Genomic DNA, 17,409 nt, shown 5'->3' with positions numbered 1-17,409 from the left:
AGTAAAAATTAACATAGAATGTAATTGGTATTTTACATACTAACATAAAGAGACTGTTTAAGCATAAGAAAAGTGCACATGCCTGTTTAAACTACGTAAATTTTTCTATCCGCTCGTAAAAGGCTGCCTCCGAAGGGCAGCCTTTTACGCTAACTTTATGAAGTTGATCTTATTTGGAAAGTGTAATGTTCATTAGCTTCGCCATCTTCTTCGGCAAATCTGTATTTTCTTGCAAGCCTCTAAAGCTCTCAGCCCCTGGTCCATATGCATATACAGGAACATCCGCCCCGGTATGCTCATACGTTGTCCAACCAATTAATGCGCGTTTCGAAAGGATCTGATTAATAGCACGTTGAGGATCCTTCGCAACCTGAATTTTCTTTTCTTCGTCAGGAGTCAGAACAATATTTGCATATTTCTTTAAAACCTTTTTACTATTATTTCGGTCTTGATTCAATTGGGTGGCCATATATTGCCCAGTAGCTTTCATATTATGGAGGAGGTCAATATTTGCGGCATATTGATTATAGCCCCCAATTGATATACCACCTGTGTTATGGTCTCCGGCGATAACGACTAATGTCTGCTGATCCTTTTTCGCAAATTCCTTCGCTTGTTTCACTGCTTCTTCAAAGGCTTCTATATCATTCATTGCCCATGCAGCATCATTCGCATGACCAGCCCAATCAATTTGTCCGCCTTCCACCATTAAAAAGAAACCGTTCTTTTCTTTTTGTAAAAGTCGAATGGCCGCCTTTGTCATTTGGGCAAGACTGGGCTCCTTTGTCCTATGGCGATCCAGCTCAGGGGCCATCGCTCCATCGGAAAATAAGCCTAACAGTTTATCTGAGGACGAATTTACTGAGAGGTCCTTGCGATCTGTGACAATCTGGTATCCCTCTGTTTTAGCCCGCTTCAGAAGTTTCTCTGAAAAATACTTCCGTCCGCCACCCAACAGAACATCTACTTTATTGTCTATCAGTTGTGGCGCAATATCCGCTTCCATTTTTCGGTCTTGCACATGAGAGGCGAAAGCAGCAGGTGTTGCATATGTGATCGTTGTGGTTGTTAGCAAGCCTGTTTTCCTCCCGCTTGCTCGTGCGGCTTGTAAAATAGTAGGTAATCGGTCCCCTGATGGTGACATCGCAATCATCCCATTATTTGTTTTCACGCCTGTAGCCATCGCCGTTCCACCAGCAGCGGAGTCGGTTACGATCGAGTTTGCGGAATAGGTCCGATGCATGCCGATCAACATATCATCCATAATCGATTTCTCTCCTTTATACCACCGATATCCCGTCGCATAAGCGGTTGAAAAACCATCAGGGATCATGAAAATGACATTTTTTACAGTTTTATTGTCAGCCTGTACAGGATTCTCACTCACTACGAGCGGAAACATCCCAAAGCAAATGACTAAAATCAGCATAAACCTTTTCATTTCTTACTCTCCTTAATGTGGATTCGTTCGGTTTATTTTTACACCTTCCCCTAGTCTTATGCGCAATATTAAGTAAAATACTCTAACCTGGCTTCGGGAAAGAAATGCTTAATATACTGGCCTAAGGTATCTTTAATATCCTCTTGTTCGGAATCAGTATATACATACTTCCCAATCCCATATCGACCCCACTTCCATTTCCTTTTCTCTTCATCAAGCTCAAGCTTCGTCATTGGATAGTTTTCTTGAATTACTCGTTTAGCCGGCTTAGTAAAGCGATGTTGGATCATTTCAAATGTAAGATCCTTTCGGGCGCTAGCGGGCAACGTGGCATCTAGCTTTTCGAACATTTCCAAGTACCCCTCTTTCCAGCCTTCATGTAAATAAATGGGGGCAATGATAAATCCTAGGGGGTAATCTGCGGCAGACACTTTAGCAGCTGCTTCTAATCTCTCATGAAGTCTAGATGTACCCGGTTCAAAATATTTAATAATATAATCATCATTAATACTAAAACGGAATCTTGTCTTTCCTTGATGATCGGCATCCAAAAGATGATCAACATGAGCAAATTTTGTCACAAATCGGAGTTGTCCATATTCTGACTTCCCAAAAAACTCAATCGCTCTTTTTAAAGAATGGGTTAAGTGATCGACCCCGACAATATCGGATGTGCAGGATGCTTCAAAGCGTGTTGTTTCTGGAGCCCTTTCTTGCATGTATTCTTCCGCTGCCTCAAATATCTCCTCCACATTTACATAGGTTCGAATATATGGTTTGCTGCCCATTGTCGTCTGTAAATAACAGTAATGGCAATGGCCCATACAGCCAGTCGCTAATGGAATCGCATATTCAGCTGAAGGCTTTGAAGTATCGAACTTTAATGTTTTCCTTATACCAACAACTAAAGTTGATTTCGCCATTCGATATTTTTGAAAATGATTTTCTCCAGGTAAATTTCTAATTTGATTATGGGAGGTCGTATGGCGAATCTCAATGCCCATATCTTGAAACTTAGTAATTAATTCCTTTCCAAGCGGATATTCCAATGCCTTTGGTTCAACATAGACGAGTTGTGGAACAAACGGCTTAACCATAAAACCCCTCTATATCTGAAACCCCAAAGGCTTCTTGGTAAGCCGCTTCTGCCTCTCCTTCTGTTGGATAAACTGCAAATTCTTCTGTTAAAGGATAATAGTTCTCATGTAAAAATAACGCCAATTGAGAAGGATTTTCTGGATTTTTCACAACCGCAGCTTGCTGAACATTCGCTACATTTTGTGCATGTGGATTACGAAGAATAACATATACAATTTCACCCGGATGATAAAGTTGATTCATATCCAATATTCCCACCCAGCTTTCTATTTTTATTTCCCTTATCTTGTACCTGTGAACTTGTTTTATTCGAGAGAATAACTGCCAGTTTATAAAGTAAGAGAATACACAATCTAAATGATAAGGAGGGATGATGAAGATGGGCAAAAACAAGATTTTGGTTCCCGCAGCACGAGAACCATTAAATCAACTTAAAGCCAATGTAATGAAAGAAAAGGGATATCAAGTCGACCAAAAACATCCCGACAATATTAAGTATGAAGTTGCAAAAGAGCGGAACGTTCCCTTAAAAGAAGGATATAACGGACAACTTACATCCGAGCAAGCCGGAAAAATTGGTGGAACAATCGGCGGCAACATGGTAAAGGAAATGATCAAAATGGCGCAACAACAGTTAAAAAAATAATGGTGCCAGACACAGAAAGGGCTGTCCACATTACGTTTGGACAGCCCAATAGTGATCAAGATACCGCCTTTAATCCTGTCACTCCAATAATTATTAAACCAACACTTATCAATCTTGCTCGACTTTTTAGCTCACCAAAAAAGACCATGTTGAAAAGTACTGCGCCTGCTGTACCAATACCAATCCAAACAGCATAGGCGATACTCACTTGTATATAATGAAAAGCTGCATATAAAAAAACAAAAGAAGCACCGAAGCCTCCTAGGTAAAGTGATCCATTTTTCCAGGTCTTCTTCTGACTATACATTTTTAACCCCATTGTTCCAGAAACCTCGCTAATGGCAGCCAAAACGACATATATCCATCCCATTTTAAACCGTCCCTTCCTTGTCTTTCAGATCTGCTAGATTTAATCCAATAACTCCTGCAACCAGAATAATAATGAAAAAAACCTTTCCTGTATTAAACGTCTGTTCAAAGAAGAATATATCCATTAAAGCTGTCCCCACCGTTCCTACGCCTGCAAAAGTGGCATAAACCGATCCAGTTGGAAGCAGTTCACAGGCCTTTGTTAAACAGTGGAAATCCACAAAAATAAAAAAGACAATAAAGATCCAATGCCACCATTGATTCGCTGTATTAAACCCATAAATCCAGACTAATTCAAAAAAACTAGTCAGCCCAACATAAAGCCATGCCTTTTTCAAAACATTACCTCCCATGTATATATGAATGACTATCAGTCATTTTCATTCATGATTCATTGTTCTTTTTTATCACTTCAAACCCTTAAAGCATGAATTAAGAAGGAATGGACTTCTTGCTTTTGAATATCTGCCTCTTGCTCTCGATCGGAATCATAAAGAAAGATTTGCTCTGCCGCTGATTCAATCAAACCAATCACAAGCTTAGAGACACGTTCTGTGTTCACTGAATTACGAATTGTTCCAGCAGTTTGTGCTTCCTTCAAAAACTCACTCATCCAATGATAAAAAGGCTCGTAAACTGCTTCCCATTCCTTCATATGCTCTGTTGTTGCCATACCCGCATACACCATCGCCAATACCTCATGATAATTCTCCGCCACAGAAAAAAGGGCGTTGATCACCTGCGTAAGCTGCGTTGAAAAATCATCTTCTCTCTTCACTTTTGCGCGAATTTCCTCCAGACTCTTTACTACCATTACTTCTGCGATCGCAGGCATGACCGCCATTTTGGAAGAAAAATATAAATAATACGTTCCCTGAGCGATCCCCGCTAATTTAACAATATCCGAAATCTTCGTCTTTTCCACACCCTTCTCTTGAAAAACCTCAACTGCCGCTTCAACAATTCGCTCTCGTTTATTCATATCGCACATCCCTTAAATGAATTTTTTATCATCCTTCATTATTTTTATATGACTGACTATCATTCATTATAGCAAATAAAATGGTGCCTGGCACGTCCCGAAAAATGACGAAAAGTGCCTGGCACCGCTCGGCTTTTGTCGAAGCCTATTTTTTCATTGGTAAATCGAATTGTACGGATTTTTCTTTAAATAGACGTTTTGCATTTTCATCGGCTAATGGCCCAATTTGTAGTTTCAGTTCTTTAAAGATGCCAAATTCATCTTTTCGGAATAAAAACACGGCTAAACCTTCAAATGTATCTCCAGGTTGAACTTCTCCTCTTACAGTTGGTTCTAACATCCCTTGTGATAACATGGTTCCCCGGTCATCAACATGCAGTTTTCTTTCAATAAAGGATTGGTCAAAGGCTTCATCACTGTTATTTTCAACCGTAAATTTGGCCGTTAAAGCAACTAATGGACCATCTCCAAAGTTCTTAAACCTTTCTTTATGTCCATCCGTAGGCGTGATATCTGCATATTGCACACCATTTAATGTCACTTTTACTTTATCAATCTCTTGTGTTTCATTAATGTCCTCTTCTGAGAAAAATACTTCTTTTTCAGCAATTGTATCTGTCACCATTTTATCTTGGTACAAATTAGCTGATTCCTTCGCTTTATTCTTTCCTTCATCAGATAAAGGAAGTGGAATAACAGCTTCTTCCCCAATTCGGTCACTGACGTCCTCTCCACGCCATAAAGCATCAATTTTCAAAATAGGTAGCTGGGATTTTTCAAATTGATCTTTAGTGATCAAGAAAGCATCTAAGCCAGTAAAGGACTTCCCAGCTGAATATAAAGAAGCTCCTTCAGTCGACTCATCCTTCATCCACTGATCACGATCCACTAGTGTCGTTCTCTTTACAATATGCTCTGTTGCATCATCAGTTTGCATAGATAGTCCGCCAGCATAGCTAATTTCATCTTCTGATTGATTATCAAGTGTCAATTTTAATGTTAATACATACCCTTCGTCTTCATCATTGAAAGAACCTTTAGCCGATTCGTTCATATTGCTCACATGAACAATTTGATACGCATCAATTGACATATTAACCTTGTCACCAAATGCATGAGCAAATCCTGGGTTTTGGTTTGTAAATACGACCTCTACATCTCCACCAGTATACTCCTCAATATATGGATTTAAAATTTCTCCATTATCTTCTTTAGCCTTATCATTATCAGCTACGCCTTCATCCTCCGTAGCTTTCTCTGACTCATCTTCTTTTTTCTCATTTTTACTCTCATTTGTTTCTGTTTGCTCAGCATCCACTTTACCCGATGATGACTTTACTTCTCCCTTGTCCTTACTACTGCAAGCCCCTACGAACAAAAGGGCTAAAACAGTTGTAATAATATACAGTTTTTTCATATAAACTCTCCTGTCTCAACTTGTTGTTAAAAATAAACACGCATTCAATCATAGCACTTCCCACCTTGTCTCTTAGGAGTTTTTTTGAATTCCAATCCTTTTTCCTAGAAGAAAGAGAAAAAAGTTATAGAAGCTTTTCTATTCCTACCACATTCACATGACCAAAGATCCGGATCATTTAGATCAGTAATGGATATAGTAGAACTTTCATTTATTATCCGACCTGCAACTAAATTCATCGGAGTCCGAGACCATATTATCTGGTCAAAGTATAATTACAACAGTTTCTCTCAATCTTTTGAAACCATTTCTTACTTCAATCCGTAAATAATACTAGTAATACAGTAAACCATTATATTCTTGATTAATTAGGGAATCGCCAATTGAGGAAATGTAGAACTGGACCTCGATTACGGAATAACAAAGGATAGATAAAGGAGTGTGTTTATATTATGATCGTTGTCACGACAGAACAAATTGCTAATCATAAAGTAATCGAAGTGAAAGGGCCTGTATTTGGTCTAACCGTTCGAGCACGTGGGGTTGGAAAGGACATTTTCGCTTCCTTGAAAGGCTTAGTTGGCGGAGAAATTAGCGAATACACAGAAATGCTAGAAGATGCTCGAAAACAAGCGCTAGATCGGATGGTTGAAAATGCAAAGGCGATGGGTGCCAATGCGATTATTATGGTCCGCTTTGATTCAGGGGAAATTGGGCAGAACATGAGTGAAATTGTCGCATATGGGACAGCCGTTATTGCGGAAGAAGGATGAAGCCGATGGCGGTGGTGTTTAGCCTTTATGGATTAAGCATTCTTGCTCTTATCATTTTAGCTATTGGTTCATGGTTTATTTGGGATCGTCGTTATAAAAAACACCCGGAACAACCTATTCCTGAAGGCTATATTCGGACGAAAGAAATTTTTATCGATCCTACGACTAAGAAAAGAATGGTCGTATACTTTCATCCCGAAACAGGAGTTAGATTTTATAAGGAAGAACCCTGAAGCCGTACTCAGGGTTCTTTAAACAGGAGGCTTTTTCTTTTTAAAAAGGATGAAGCCTAATAGTAGAACCACCCCTGATAGAAAAAAGGGCAAATATCTTATAAAAAAATCTCCTAAATGGAAAGGCGCTTTATGTGCAAAAATAGCCTTTACCCACTGCCCCTCCTCTGTCTCAACTGCAATTTCTTCACTTGATGGTGTCCCTTCAATATCGTAATACTTTGTCCCGATTGGATAATAATTCGACGCATTGCCATGGAATTTTCCAGAATATTCATTTTCTTTTGTTTTGACTTCTCCAATCACCTGCCTTATTTGACTTTCAGCCACAGCCTCCTCTGTCACTTCATAAACATTTCCATTCCAAACAACAAATATAATTGTCCAGCTTAGAGCCATTGCAACCATTGGAAATGCAATAACAAGGAAAATAAAGCTAACAATGAGCTTTTTCAAATACTCTGCCCCCTTCCCTAAGGAGACTTATTATATAAATTTCTCCTCTTACCATTCTTTTGAATCCTAACCTAAATACTATTCACTTCCAATGTTTACTTTGAAAATTAAACCATTCTACAATATGAACTTTGGCGAGGATAAAAGCGTGTTATAATAATGTATATCTCGCAACTAGAGCTGAACGACATGGGGTGTATTGTTTGAAAGTGATACCAAATAAGCTACTACAATTCTTAAAAATCTTATTTCCATTGGCATTATTGATATTAGCTGGAACCGAACTCAGTGAAATTATAAGAAACACAGACTTTCACTTACTAGGGAAGCAAATTAGGAATATGAATGACTCTTTAATTCTTTTTCTAATTATTGCTGCGATGATGGCCATTTCTCCCATGTTTCTATACGATATAATTCTTCTGAATGCACTCAAAATAAAACGTTCATTTATGATTACAATAAGACAATCCTTTATCGTGAATTCCATTTCTAATTTTATTGGATTTGGCGGAATAGCAGGATTAATGCTGAGAAGTTTTTATTACTCTGCTTACAAAAAGGATAAGTTGAACTTTTTAAAAAGCGTGACCTCTGTCACTTTGTTTTCTTTGACAGGGATGTCTGTCTTAGCTTGGGTTGTCTTGGTCGGATACCGTCATTTTCCTTTATTTTCGGAAACACCTTTTTCTGTTTTCATTGTGATAGCCATGGGGCTTTATCTCCCTATTATAATTGGCTTTCATCTTTTTCAGCGAAAAAAAGGGAAAACTTCTCTTATAAATAAAACGTCTGGAACTCTGCTTGTGCTTTCCTCCATCCTAGAATGGTCTGCGATCATGGTAATCATATGGTTGATTACTCTTTCCCTCCATATCCCGATTGGTTTCTTTCAGTTGCTTCCAATCTTTATTGTCGCATCTTGTGCTGGTAATTTAAGTATGATTCCTGGTGGGATTGGTTCCTTTGATGTGGTTTTTCTATGGGGAATGGAAAGCTATAGGATTCAAGATGAGAATGTTCTTGCGTTACTAATCTTCTATCGTCTTAGTTATTTTGTGATTCCTTTTTTAGTATCGGCACTGTTGTTTATTATAGATTACTCAAAGAGAGATAGACATTAGAAAATATCATTGTAGAATACACCTTCAATCTTGAGGCCACTTAAGAAAAGCGCAAGCGCCTTGCTCAGCCCCGACAAGCAAATAACCTGCGCCAATAAAAGTCCGGTTTTGACTTTTATTGGCGCAGGTTATTTGACCTCGAGGGGCTAGGCGCTGGAGCTAGATCAAAACACTAGCCAAAATTTTATACTTTCTTATCTTTAGAAAAAAGGGCCTCTTTGGAGTCCCTTTTTTCTCACAACATCACTCTATCTGTCCGCTTTAGTTCTTCTAAAGACGAACAACCAATTCCGAACATGGCCATCTTTAATTCCAATTCTCGTGTCGCCATCACACGCATAACATCCTCCGTGGATTGGGTCGCTTCCTTTAAGATCGATCTGCCAAAGCCGATCATATCTGCTCCGATAGCAATGGCCTTGGCTGCATCTAAGCCTGTCCTCATCCCGCCACTGGCGACAATTGGCTGATCTTCAACCTGCTTACGCACGGATAGCACACATTCTGCCGTGGGAATTCCCCATTCACTAAAGGCCTCAGCAGCCTCTGCCTTCACCCTGTCCTTTGCCCGAAATTTCTCTACCTGACTCCATGAAGTGCCTCCGGCTCCTGCTACATCGATAAAGGCGATGCCGACATCCATTAATTTCTTTGCTACTTTTCCATCAATCCCCCAGCCTACTTCTTTCACGCCAACAGGGACATCTAGCTTCTGACAGAGCTCTGCTATTTTTCCTAACAAGCTTTTAAAATTTGTATTTCCATCTTCCTGGATGACCTCTTGAATACTATTCAAGTGAAGAACAAGCATATTCGCATCCGTGATTTCGATAATTTGCTTACATTCCTCGATTCCAAATCCATAATTCAATTGTACTGCCCCAAGGTTGGTAATAATAGGAATATGAGGGGCATATTTTCTCACCTGAAAGGAAGAACGATGCTCCTTACTTTCAATCAAAGCACGTGTAGAACCAAGCGCTAGTGCCCATCCACGTTGTTCAGCAGCTTCCGCTAAGTGACGATTGATGGATTCTGCTAAAGCCGCTCCCCCTGTCATTGAGCTAATTAAAAAAGGGGTGTTTAATTCATGTTCTAAAAAATTTGTCTTTAGACTGATTTCTGCAAAATCTATTTCCGGTAATGCATTATGGATAAAAGAGATTTCCTCTAAACCTGTTGATATCTGATTGCCTGTTACTTTTTTGTTTAATGTGATTTCAATATGTTCAGATTTTCGTTTATGAATGGAATCAGACATGATGACACCTTCTTTCTGTTCAATATTTAAAGACTTTTCACATGGGCTCCAACAGCTGAAACCTGTAAAGGTAATGGATAGATATGCTTCTCCTGCCATTTCTCTCGTAATTCCTCGGCAGCTTGCTCGCCTTCTACAAACGCAATACCACAGTCTCCACCGCCAGCACCAGAAGATTTTCCACTGCCATACTTGTCGGCTACTTCAATCAAAGTCTTTATTTCCGCTGTTTCAATCCCAACTTCCGCTTGTTGGTCTAGGCATAATAAAACCTGACGATTTTCTTTTAATGTATGAATCGCCTTTTGACAATCATTTGTTTCAAAGGCTGTCAATATACGCTGAACGGCCTTTTGACTTTGCTGTAAGAACGATTGGTAATACGCAGGGGCTTTATCTTTCAATTGGTGAACCTTGCGGACCATTGGACCTGTTGCTGCTGCATTTCCTGTCCAGCCTACACAAAGCTGCAAGGATAAAGGCGGAGTTATTTCTTGAATGGTAAGCCCTGGCCAGACTACTGCGACTAAGGCTGTAGTCGATATCCCCGCCTTCATTTGTTTCAGCAACCAATCAGAATCAAAGGTTGAATAAGCCAGCCAGTCCCCAAAGGTGGCAGCGGCAATATCGGCACATGACCCATTGCCTTGAGTTTGGTAATGAGCGATTGCGGCTAGTTTGTAAATCTTCCGTTTAGAGGAGGGAGTTAACTTGAAACCATTCAATGTCCATAAAGCTGTAATTACAGCCACAACAACCGCTGCACTAGAGCCAAGTCCATATTTTCTTCCTGAAGGATCATCCAATTCGCTTGTGAGGGTTAATGTAAAGGGGTGGGATGCTTCGTTCTGTTCCTGTAGATATCGATCCCAAATCAACATAGCCGCTCGGATATAAGCAAACTTTGGATCCGACTCCCATAGAAGCTTATGCTCCTCTTCCCAGGCTATTTTCTCCATTCCCCATTGTGGAAGAGATATTGTGTTTTTATCACTTTTCTGTATGGTAGCTGTTATATAACGATCAATTGCAATAACAATAGACGATTGTCCAGGTTCTGTTACGGCATATTCACCAGCAACAAAAAGCTTTCCTGGTACTTTTACTTCGATTGTATCAGATTTCTTCATTTAGATAGCTTACCCCATTTCCAGGATGGCAAATAAATACGTCTTGAACAGTTGGAAGAGTTTTTAATAGTTCACTCACTTTCCCCTCATTATGGGGTTCACATAATACTTTAACATTTGGACCTGCATCAATTGTAAAATAGGATGGAATCCCTTGCATCCTTAGCTCCTGAACCTGCTCCATTACATCAATGGTAGCACTTTGCCAATACATAAATGGAGGATTTGCTCCTAATGTCGTTGCATGCATTTTCAATGCATTACTCTCCAAAACTACTCCCAGCTTTTCAAAGTCACGCTGAAAAATCGCTTCTTTCGCTAGTCGCATATCCTTTTCTACAGCTTCAAGCCACCCCGAATAAAAAGGGGACGTTTCGACGGTTCTCTTCATCCCTTCTCGACTTAAAACTTTCTTACGCTTTGATTCAACCAATATTGACAAAATCGAAAGATCCCATTCTCTTTGCTCTAAAATGGGAACAGCATAGGAATCAAGCCCATCCTTTCGTGCACCTTTTTTCCATTCCACAAACCCACCATAAATCGAACGACATGCTGATCCAGAACCTTGGCGGGCTAACACAGAAAGTTGCGAATCACTTAAGTGAAGTCCGGTAGCCTTTGTTGCCGCCGCTGCTAAAGCCGCAAAGCCAGAAGCAGAGGAAGCAAACCCTGCTGCTGTTGGAACATGGTTCACAGAGTCTACAGTCGCTCCCCATTGTTCTCCTGTTTGTTTCCGAATAATATCTAAAAAACGACTAATTTTATGCGTTTCTTCTTCTCCTTCTTGCTGGCCATTGAGGAGGAAGATATCTTCCTGTTGATCCGGATGAATGTGTACAGTTGTGGTTGTAGAAAAACGATCTAATGTGATTGATAAATTACTGTTCATTGGGAGAAAAAGCTGTTCATCTCTTTTTCCCCAATATTTAATCAGAGCAATATTAGTATTTGCCTTTGCTGTGGCCTTCATCCTAACAACTCCTATTTATCCTGTATTACGGGCAAGAATATAAGACCACGCTTGGGCTGCCCCGTTCCGCAATAATCCTTCCACTAAATCTTCTGCATGTTCGCGACTAGAGGCGAGAGCAATCAAACAACCGCCCTTTCCTCCACCAGTCAATTTTGCACCAAGGGCGCCCCGGTCTTTTGCCGCTTGCACCAAATGATCTAATTCCGGATCACTTACACCTAATTTCTTTAATTCACGATGAGCGGCATCCATCATTTTCCCTACCACTAGTAAATTTCCCTGTGCTAAAGCTGATCTTGTCTGAACTGTGTAGTAACCTAAAAGATCAATTGAACGTTTTACTTTATCAGGAAAAGTTAACCTATTTTTGCGAATGGAGTCCACTGCTTCTAATGTTCCGCCGATACGTCCTGTATCTGCCACAACAAGATGCAAGGGAGATTTTACTTCAACAGGAGATATCTCTCTAGCTTTTTCAAACCATAAAGGCTGATCACTTGAAGCGGCCATCATGTCTATCCCACTTGGATTACCATGGGCAAAGGTTTCAGAAATATGGACAAGCTCCAATAGCTTTGTTTTTGAGAGCTTTTCTTCAAAATAATCGTACAAACTTTTCACAACAGCAATAGCACTTGACGCACTCGATCCTAAACCGCGGCCGATCGGTACAGACGAATCAATTCTAATATGCAAGCCGTCTGTAGGCTGTTTTAAACTTTTCAAAGTCTCTATAATGCATGCAGAAATTCCTTTTAAATCTTTTGGTGCTTCATTTAACTTTCCGACAAAATAGCGACAAGCTAGAAAAAGCTCGCCGGAGATTGCCTTCACACTTGAAACCACTTCAAGCGATGGAAAAGGAAGGGCAATGGCAGGTTTCCCGTATACTACGGCGTGCTCACCAATTAAAATAATTTTGCTATGGGCACGGCCGATCGCTGTCTTCTGTTGTATTGTCATCATCTGTTCCCTCTCCTTAACATTGAATCAGCTTAGAAACCGGCGATTTTTGCTATTAACCATGGCGCAGCATATAAAACCATAAATTGCACGCCATAATGAATGCCTAAACGATGAAGGAAGCCTGAAACAAGGCCGATTAAGAAGACTCCTCCAATATTAAGCCAGCCACCGTCCATATAGGACAATAATAACACAAGCCCAAAGAACAATCCTAAAATGGATTCATGGGGTACCCATTTAAACACAAATGCACAGATTTCTTGGGAAAATTTCACTACAATAAAGTAGGTCAGCCCCAAAGCGACGGCGGCGCCAATAATCGTTGCCCAAATGAAATCCGATGTACTTAACAGATGGTGGATATTATGATCTAGATTAAAAACCGGTGGCGCATTGAATAGAGCATTACCTGGACCTATAGCAACAGGCGATAATGGAATCCCTAATGCAATTAATGGAATTAAAGTTCCGGCTATATAGGTAGCATTTGTGAGGGCATCCATGGAAGAGATAGCCCGTGACGCTTTTTTGACCGGATCCTTAATTCGACTGGAGAATAATTCACCAAGTAAACTTGTCATACCAACTGGGCTCATAATAAACGTAATAGAACCAATGAGCGAGGCTAATGCACTCGTACCAACTTCTTGTTTCGTTAAAATTTTAAAAGGATTAGGAAACTCTTTCGTTTTCTTTCTTTTATGGAGAACAATTGATTTAAGACCAAATCGTTCTAAGCGATCTCTCTTGCCCTTATTCAACAATTCAAACAGGGTTAAAATAACCGGCCCAATCGTAATGCCTAAAAAGAAAGAAACAAATACGTTTGTATCTTCAGGAACTGTTCCAAGGCCCCAGTATAAATGCCGTAAAGACTGAATAAGAATCGCAAATGGAATAATCGAGGCCAAGGCAATCCATCTGTTTTTACTCATAAGCGCAAGAATCACAGCTCCAATAAAGAAAAGTGGGTCTGCATACTCTTTAATCACGTCGGAAACTGGAATTAATGCATTCGCTAAGAGAAGACTTACTGGTACGGCCACTAACGTTCCGATCACGGAACCTGACGCCATTTTGCGAATACTAACATCTGGTTTTCCATGCTTCTTTAATGTTACGGCATGCTCCACCATGGGGGCGGCCATCACTCCACCAGGTACACCTGCAACCGCGACTGGTACCGAGTCTGTTAATTTATTGGCCACAATCGCAGACATAAAAAAGGTCAGAACTACAATCGGTTGGATTCCCATTAAAATCAGTGCAAGTATAACTGGCGCAATCGTCGCCGTTTCATCTGTTCCAGGCGCAATTCCAATAATTGTATATATAGTCGCTGCTAAAGCAGCAGCCATGATCATTTGTAATATTAGACTGACATCCATATGTTAATCCTCATCCTCAATCATTTCAAATGTTCTCTTCGGTTTTACAATGATACTAATAATGATAAAACCGACTATAGCACCAGCAAGACCGAAAAACAATGGTTTTGGGGGCTCTGCAGGAGCTAAAAGGTAAGCTCCTAAAGTTGTCACACTACAAATCACGAGTGAAAGAATCAATTCTTTCAAATTCACTAAATCCTCCCACACCTCAATATTCTTTTTCTCATGCGGGTCATTCTCTTTTCGCAATTTTGTTCCTCTCCTCTCTTTTTTATAAATATGAGAAGCTCTCTATATAAGAGGATATAGGGACCTCCATGAAGTTCGTTTTTCTATCCATATCCTGTCACAAGGCTTTTGACAGTTTTCGTCATTATTATAGTTTAATTGAGAAACGTTATCAAATAATGAAGGCGAATCGGTGAGAAGGTAGAAGGACAAAGGAGAATAACTGTAAGTTCATATCTCCTTTTCACTTCTCTTCAATGCACATGTAAGACACCGGCGATTTTTTGCATGTGACCAACCTAAAAAGTCATATTACCTTTATTCAACAGACGGAAATACAAATTTTATATACGATGTTATTAACAAACAGCCACGACATGGAGGTCGATGAAGTATGATCCAAGTAAACAATTTGCATAAATCCTATAAAGGGAAATCCGTTCTACGCGGGCTCGATTTCCAAGCCAGTAAAGGAGAAGTTATTGGAGTTATTGGAAAAAACGGAGCGGGAAAATCGACATTTCTGGAAATTTTAATGACACTCAAGAGTTATGATGAAGGTGAAGTAACCGTATTTGACCAAAACGTACAAAAACTATCGGAACAACAGCAACAAGCAATAAAGGCCAATATCTCAGCCGTCTTACAACCTACCCAATTTTATAAAAACCTTAAAGTAGAAGAATTACTTCGCCTGTTCAAGGCATATTATCGGACCGATATCAGCATCAAGCAGATTTTACAAGATTTCAAGCTAGAATCCCATCGGAAAACCTATTTTGAAAAACTCTCTGGTGGTTGGAAGCAAAAGGTTAGTCTAGCCATTGCCTTTTTGTCTCAGCCAAAACTAATTATTCTGGATGAACCCACAACGGGTCTAGATCCACATATGAGAAATACTCTTTGGTCTTACATTAATGATTACAAGCGAAAATCGGTAGCAACCGTTATTCTCACTACTCATTATATGGACGAAGTGGAAATGTACTGTGACAAAGTTTTATTGCTTAACGATGGAAAAGCAGAGTTTTATTCAACTCCTAAAGAAATTCTAACACTTGGCTACTCGTCGATTAATGATTTTTACTTACAAAACGTTAATGAGGCAATGTAATCGCAAATTTTTCAAGGAGGGAACATTCATGTTACTTACACAATTACGCTATGATTTACTAATGTTTTCAAGAGAAATCTTTTATTTAGCTTTTTCACTCATTATCCCACCTGTTACCTATGTCTTTATGGGCCAATTATTTGGCGATAATTCATATGCTAATGGGCTAAGCTATGCTGAAACTTATACACCATCATTTATCTTACTAATTACATTTTCCGTTATTTTCTTTGCCTTTGGCTTTGAACAAGTGATAAACCGTTCAAGCGGCGTTGAAAAGAGGGTATTACTTTCACCTGTTCCTAAAAAAATATTATTGATTTCCAATATTCTTAAGTCTGTGCTTATCACTAGCTTCGGTTATTTTCTGATTCAGTTACTTAGCATTTTGATCTATGGCCTACCTTTTAGCTTGTTTGGATCACTCGTTTCATATATCTTTTTCATTTTATTCAATGCCATCTTACTTATTGTGGCATCCGCTGTCTACTCTTTGTTCCATGATATGAAAAATGCGTTAATTTTCTCGATTGTACTCTTTCAAGTTGTTATGTTTACTGGAGACTTCGCTTTACCGATTCAGATGATGCCTAAGTTTATACAAGTTATCGCTCATCTAAATCCTATTTATCATATGAATCATTTATTTATTGCTATTTGGAATAACCAAATTCATTTTCATACAGATACCTTTTTATCGATTGGCTATATATTCCTACTTCTAATTATTTCTTATTTGTTCATTCAAATAAAGAAAAAACCCGTATAATAGGGGGGAGAAAATTAGTGGAGGACGATTTAGATGAAGATATCCCTGGACATCGATCAAGTTCATGAACAAACGAGAGTCACGATCCATTGTAAAGAACTCGATGATTCCATCCAAGATATTCTAGACTTCTTAAAGGGAAAAGAAACAGAGTTCATTATTGGGAAAGATGGCGAGATGCAGCATATATTAAAACCCAATGATATTCATTATTTTCATACAGAAGCGGAAACGGTCGTTGCCGTGACATCAGCAGGTTCCTTTAAATTGAAAGAAAAATTATATGAATTAGAAGAAATCCTTCCATCTTCAAAATTTGTCCGTTTGTCCAAATCAGTCATCGCTAATCTGCATGAACTGAGCCGATTTGAGCCTTCCTTTAACGGAACACTCTGTGTCCATTTTAAATCAGGCGCCAAAGAATACGTAACACGACACTATGTAAAAAACATTAGAGATTCATTGAAAATGAATAGGAGGAAAAAATAGATGAAGAAATTTTTATTTCAAAGTGTAATAGGGATTTTATTTGGGGCCTTCATAGCAGTTTTGATCACCAATATTGTTTATTTAAAAGGATCACATCTGTTAGACGGCCAGCTTTTTCTAAAAAATTCCCTTGCCTGCCTTTTCTGTGGATGGTTTTTCTCGGTTACACCACTGTTCTTTGAAATAAAAAGACTAAAATTACTACAGCAAACCATCTTACATTTTGTTTCAGTCGCTATTCTTTATTTTATTTTATCATTTCGTGTTGGTTGGATTCCTTTTACACTAAAAAGCATTCTATTGTTTTCAGGGCTATTTCTGGTTATTTATGCGGGAATTTGGTTAGGCTTCTATCTCTATTTTCGAAATCAAGCGAAAAAGCTCAACGCTGATTTATTAAGGATTTAAAGAGGCTGGGACAAAAGTGTTTTCACCAAAGAAAAAAAACGAACTAGTATGGTGTATATACCCGCTTCGGAAATATACTTCGCTTTCCGCGGGCGAGTGGCAAGTCTCCTCAGGCTTCGCCTTTCGGGGTCTTGCCGA

General features: G+C 39.3%; 22 protein-coding genes. 8 read left to right on the top strand and 14 right to left on the bottom strand.

Annotated elements, in window-relative coordinates; genetic code table 11:
* Positions 1-169: 169 nt before the first annotated feature.
* From IPU53_RS12565 to IPU53_RS12555, 3 genes are all read right to left on the bottom strand, one after another.
* Complete coding sequence (locus tag IPU53_RS12565; protein ID WP_207451200.1) at positions 170-1,441, bottom strand: alkaline phosphatase; 1,272 nt, start codon at positions 1,439-1,441, stop codon at positions 170-172.
* A 68-nt stretch (positions 1,442-1,509) separates the two neighbouring features.
* Positions 1,510-2,538, bottom strand: coding sequence for a spore photoproduct lyase (gene splB, locus IPU53_RS12560; RefSeq protein ID WP_207451198.1), 1,029 nt, complete (start codon positions 2,536-2,538; stop codon positions 1,510-1,512).
* Positions 2,531-2,782, bottom strand: coding sequence for a transcriptional regulator SplA domain-containing protein (locus IPU53_RS12555; protein ID WP_207451196.1), 252 nt, complete (start codon positions 2,780-2,782; stop codon positions 2,531-2,533). Before IPU53_RS12555 ends, splB begins: the two co-directional genes overlap by 8 nt.
* 130 nt (positions 2,783-2,912) lie before the next feature.
* On the opposite strand from IPU53_RS12555, the gene IPU53_RS12550 reads away from it, so the two are divergent.
* Entirely contained in the window at positions 2,913-3,185 is a 273-nt protein-coding gene (locus IPU53_RS12550; protein ID WP_207451390.1) for an alpha/beta-type small acid-soluble spore protein, read from the top strand.
* Between the two features lie 55 nt (positions 3,186-3,240).
* Here the strand turns inward: IPU53_RS12550 and IPU53_RS12545 are convergent, their stop codons facing one another.
* From IPU53_RS12545 to IPU53_RS12530, 4 genes are all read right to left on the bottom strand, one after another.
* Positions 3,241-3,555 (bottom strand): DMT family transporter, encoded by a 315-nt coding sequence (locus IPU53_RS12545; RefSeq protein ID WP_207451194.1) that lies wholly within the window; start codon positions 3,553-3,555, stop codon positions 3,241-3,243.
* A gap of 1 nt (position 3,556) precedes the next feature.
* Positions 3,557-3,892, bottom strand: a complete 336-nt coding sequence (locus IPU53_RS12540) for a DMT family transporter (protein ID WP_396019949.1) — start codon at positions 3,890-3,892, stop codon at positions 3,557-3,559.
* A 74-nt stretch (positions 3,893-3,966) separates the two neighbouring features.
* Positions 3,967-4,536, bottom strand: coding sequence for a TetR family transcriptional regulator (locus IPU53_RS12535; RefSeq protein WP_207451190.1), 570 nt, complete (start codon positions 4,534-4,536; stop codon positions 3,967-3,969).
* A 145-nt stretch (positions 4,537-4,681) separates the two neighbouring features.
* Positions 4,682-5,953: a DUF5068 domain-containing protein gene (locus tag IPU53_RS12530; protein WP_207451187.1), complete on the bottom strand. Its 1,272-nt coding sequence runs from the start codon at positions 5,951-5,953 to the stop codon at positions 4,682-4,684.
* 452 nt (positions 5,954-6,405) lie between these two features.
* Between IPU53_RS12530 and IPU53_RS12525 the strand changes: the two genes are divergently transcribed.
* Positions 6,406-6,726 (top strand): YbjQ family protein, encoded by a 321-nt coding sequence (locus tag IPU53_RS12525; RefSeq protein ID WP_207451185.1) that lies wholly within the window; start codon positions 6,406-6,408, stop codon positions 6,724-6,726.
* Between the two features lie 5 nt (positions 6,727-6,731).
* On the top strand, positions 6,732-6,959 hold the full coding sequence (locus IPU53_RS12520) for a hypothetical protein (RefSeq protein WP_207451183.1): 228 nt from the start codon (positions 6,732-6,734) through the stop codon (positions 6,957-6,959).
* A gap of 18 nt (positions 6,960-6,977) precedes the next feature.
* Here IPU53_RS12520 and IPU53_RS12515 read toward each other — a convergent pair whose 3' ends face one another.
* Positions 6,978-7,415, bottom strand: coding sequence for a hypothetical protein (locus tag IPU53_RS12515; RefSeq protein WP_242698263.1), 438 nt, complete (start codon positions 7,413-7,415; stop codon positions 6,978-6,980).
* Between the two features lie 209 nt (positions 7,416-7,624).
* Here IPU53_RS12515 and IPU53_RS12510 point away from each other — a divergent pair, with 209 nt between their 5' ends.
* On the top strand, positions 7,625-8,539 hold the full coding sequence (locus IPU53_RS12510; protein ID WP_313886489.1) for a lysylphosphatidylglycerol synthase domain-containing protein: 915 nt from the start codon (positions 7,625-7,627) through the stop codon (positions 8,537-8,539).
* 235 nt (positions 8,540-8,774) lie between these two features.
* Here IPU53_RS12510 and fni read toward each other — a convergent pair whose 3' ends face one another.
* The 6 genes from fni to IPU53_RS12480 are packed head-to-tail and all read right to left on the bottom strand — an operon-like array spanning position 8,775 to position 14,512.
* Complete coding sequence (gene fni, locus IPU53_RS12505; RefSeq protein ID WP_207451386.1) at positions 8,775-9,800, bottom strand: type 2 isopentenyl-diphosphate Delta-isomerase; 1,026 nt, start codon at positions 9,798-9,800, stop codon at positions 8,775-8,777.
* A 26-nt stretch (positions 9,801-9,826) separates the two neighbouring features.
* Positions 9,827-10,930 carry a phosphomevalonate kinase gene (locus IPU53_RS12500; RefSeq protein WP_207451179.1) on the bottom strand — a complete coding sequence of 368 codons (1,104 nt, stop codon included), beginning with the start codon at positions 10,928-10,930 and terminating at the stop codon, positions 9,827-9,829.
* Positions 10,917-11,903 (bottom strand): diphosphomevalonate decarboxylase, encoded by a 987-nt coding sequence (gene mvaD, locus IPU53_RS12495; protein WP_207451177.1) that lies wholly within the window; start codon positions 11,901-11,903, stop codon positions 10,917-10,919. Before mvaD ends, IPU53_RS12500 begins: the two co-directional genes overlap by 14 nt.
* A 15-nt stretch (positions 11,904-11,918) precedes the next feature.
* Complete coding sequence (gene mvk, locus IPU53_RS12490) at positions 11,919-12,872, bottom strand: mevalonate kinase (RefSeq protein ID WP_207451175.1); 954 nt, start codon at positions 12,870-12,872, stop codon at positions 11,919-11,921.
* Positions 12,873-12,901: 29 nt separating this feature from the next.
* Positions 12,902-14,260, bottom strand: a complete 1,359-nt coding sequence (locus tag IPU53_RS12485) for a tripartite tricarboxylate transporter permease (RefSeq protein ID WP_207451173.1) — start codon at positions 14,258-14,260, stop codon at positions 12,902-12,904.
* Between the two features lie 3 nt (positions 14,261-14,263).
* Entirely contained in the window at positions 14,264-14,512 is a 249-nt protein-coding gene (locus IPU53_RS12480) for a hypothetical protein (RefSeq protein WP_207451171.1), read from the bottom strand.
* A 373-nt stretch (positions 14,513-14,885) separates the two neighbouring features.
* Here IPU53_RS12480 and IPU53_RS12475 point away from each other — a divergent pair, with 373 nt between their 5' ends.
* From IPU53_RS12475 to IPU53_RS12460, 4 genes are read left to right on the top strand one after another with little or no spacing between them, the layout of a single operon-like run.
* The gene (locus tag IPU53_RS12475; protein ID WP_207451169.1) at positions 14,886-15,605 is read left to right on the top strand and encodes an ABC transporter ATP-binding protein; all 720 of its coding nucleotides are present in this window, start codon (positions 14,886-14,888) and stop codon (positions 15,603-15,605) included.
* A gap of 28 nt (positions 15,606-15,633) precedes the next feature.
* On the top strand, positions 15,634-16,374 hold the full coding sequence (locus IPU53_RS12470; protein WP_207451167.1) for an ABC transporter permease: 741 nt from the start codon (positions 15,634-15,636) through the stop codon (positions 16,372-16,374).
* Between the two features lie 33 nt (positions 16,375-16,407).
* Positions 16,408-16,863: a LytTR family DNA-binding domain-containing protein gene (locus IPU53_RS12465; protein ID WP_207451165.1), complete on the top strand. Its 456-nt coding sequence runs from the start codon at positions 16,408-16,410 to the stop codon at positions 16,861-16,863.
* A complete protein-coding gene (locus tag IPU53_RS12460) occupies positions 16,864-17,271 on the top strand; it encodes a DUF3021 domain-containing protein (protein WP_207451163.1) in 408 nt (135 codons plus the stop codon).
* The last annotated feature ends 138 nt before the right edge of the window (positions 17,272-17,409 follow it).

The organism is Bacillus sp. SD088 (assembly GCF_017355205.1).
GTDB lineage: Bacteria > Bacillota > Bacilli > Bacillales > Bacillaceae_C > Lederbergia.
The sequence above is the reverse complement of the archived record's forward strand: the minus strand, read 5'-3'. Positions and strand labels throughout refer to the sequence as shown.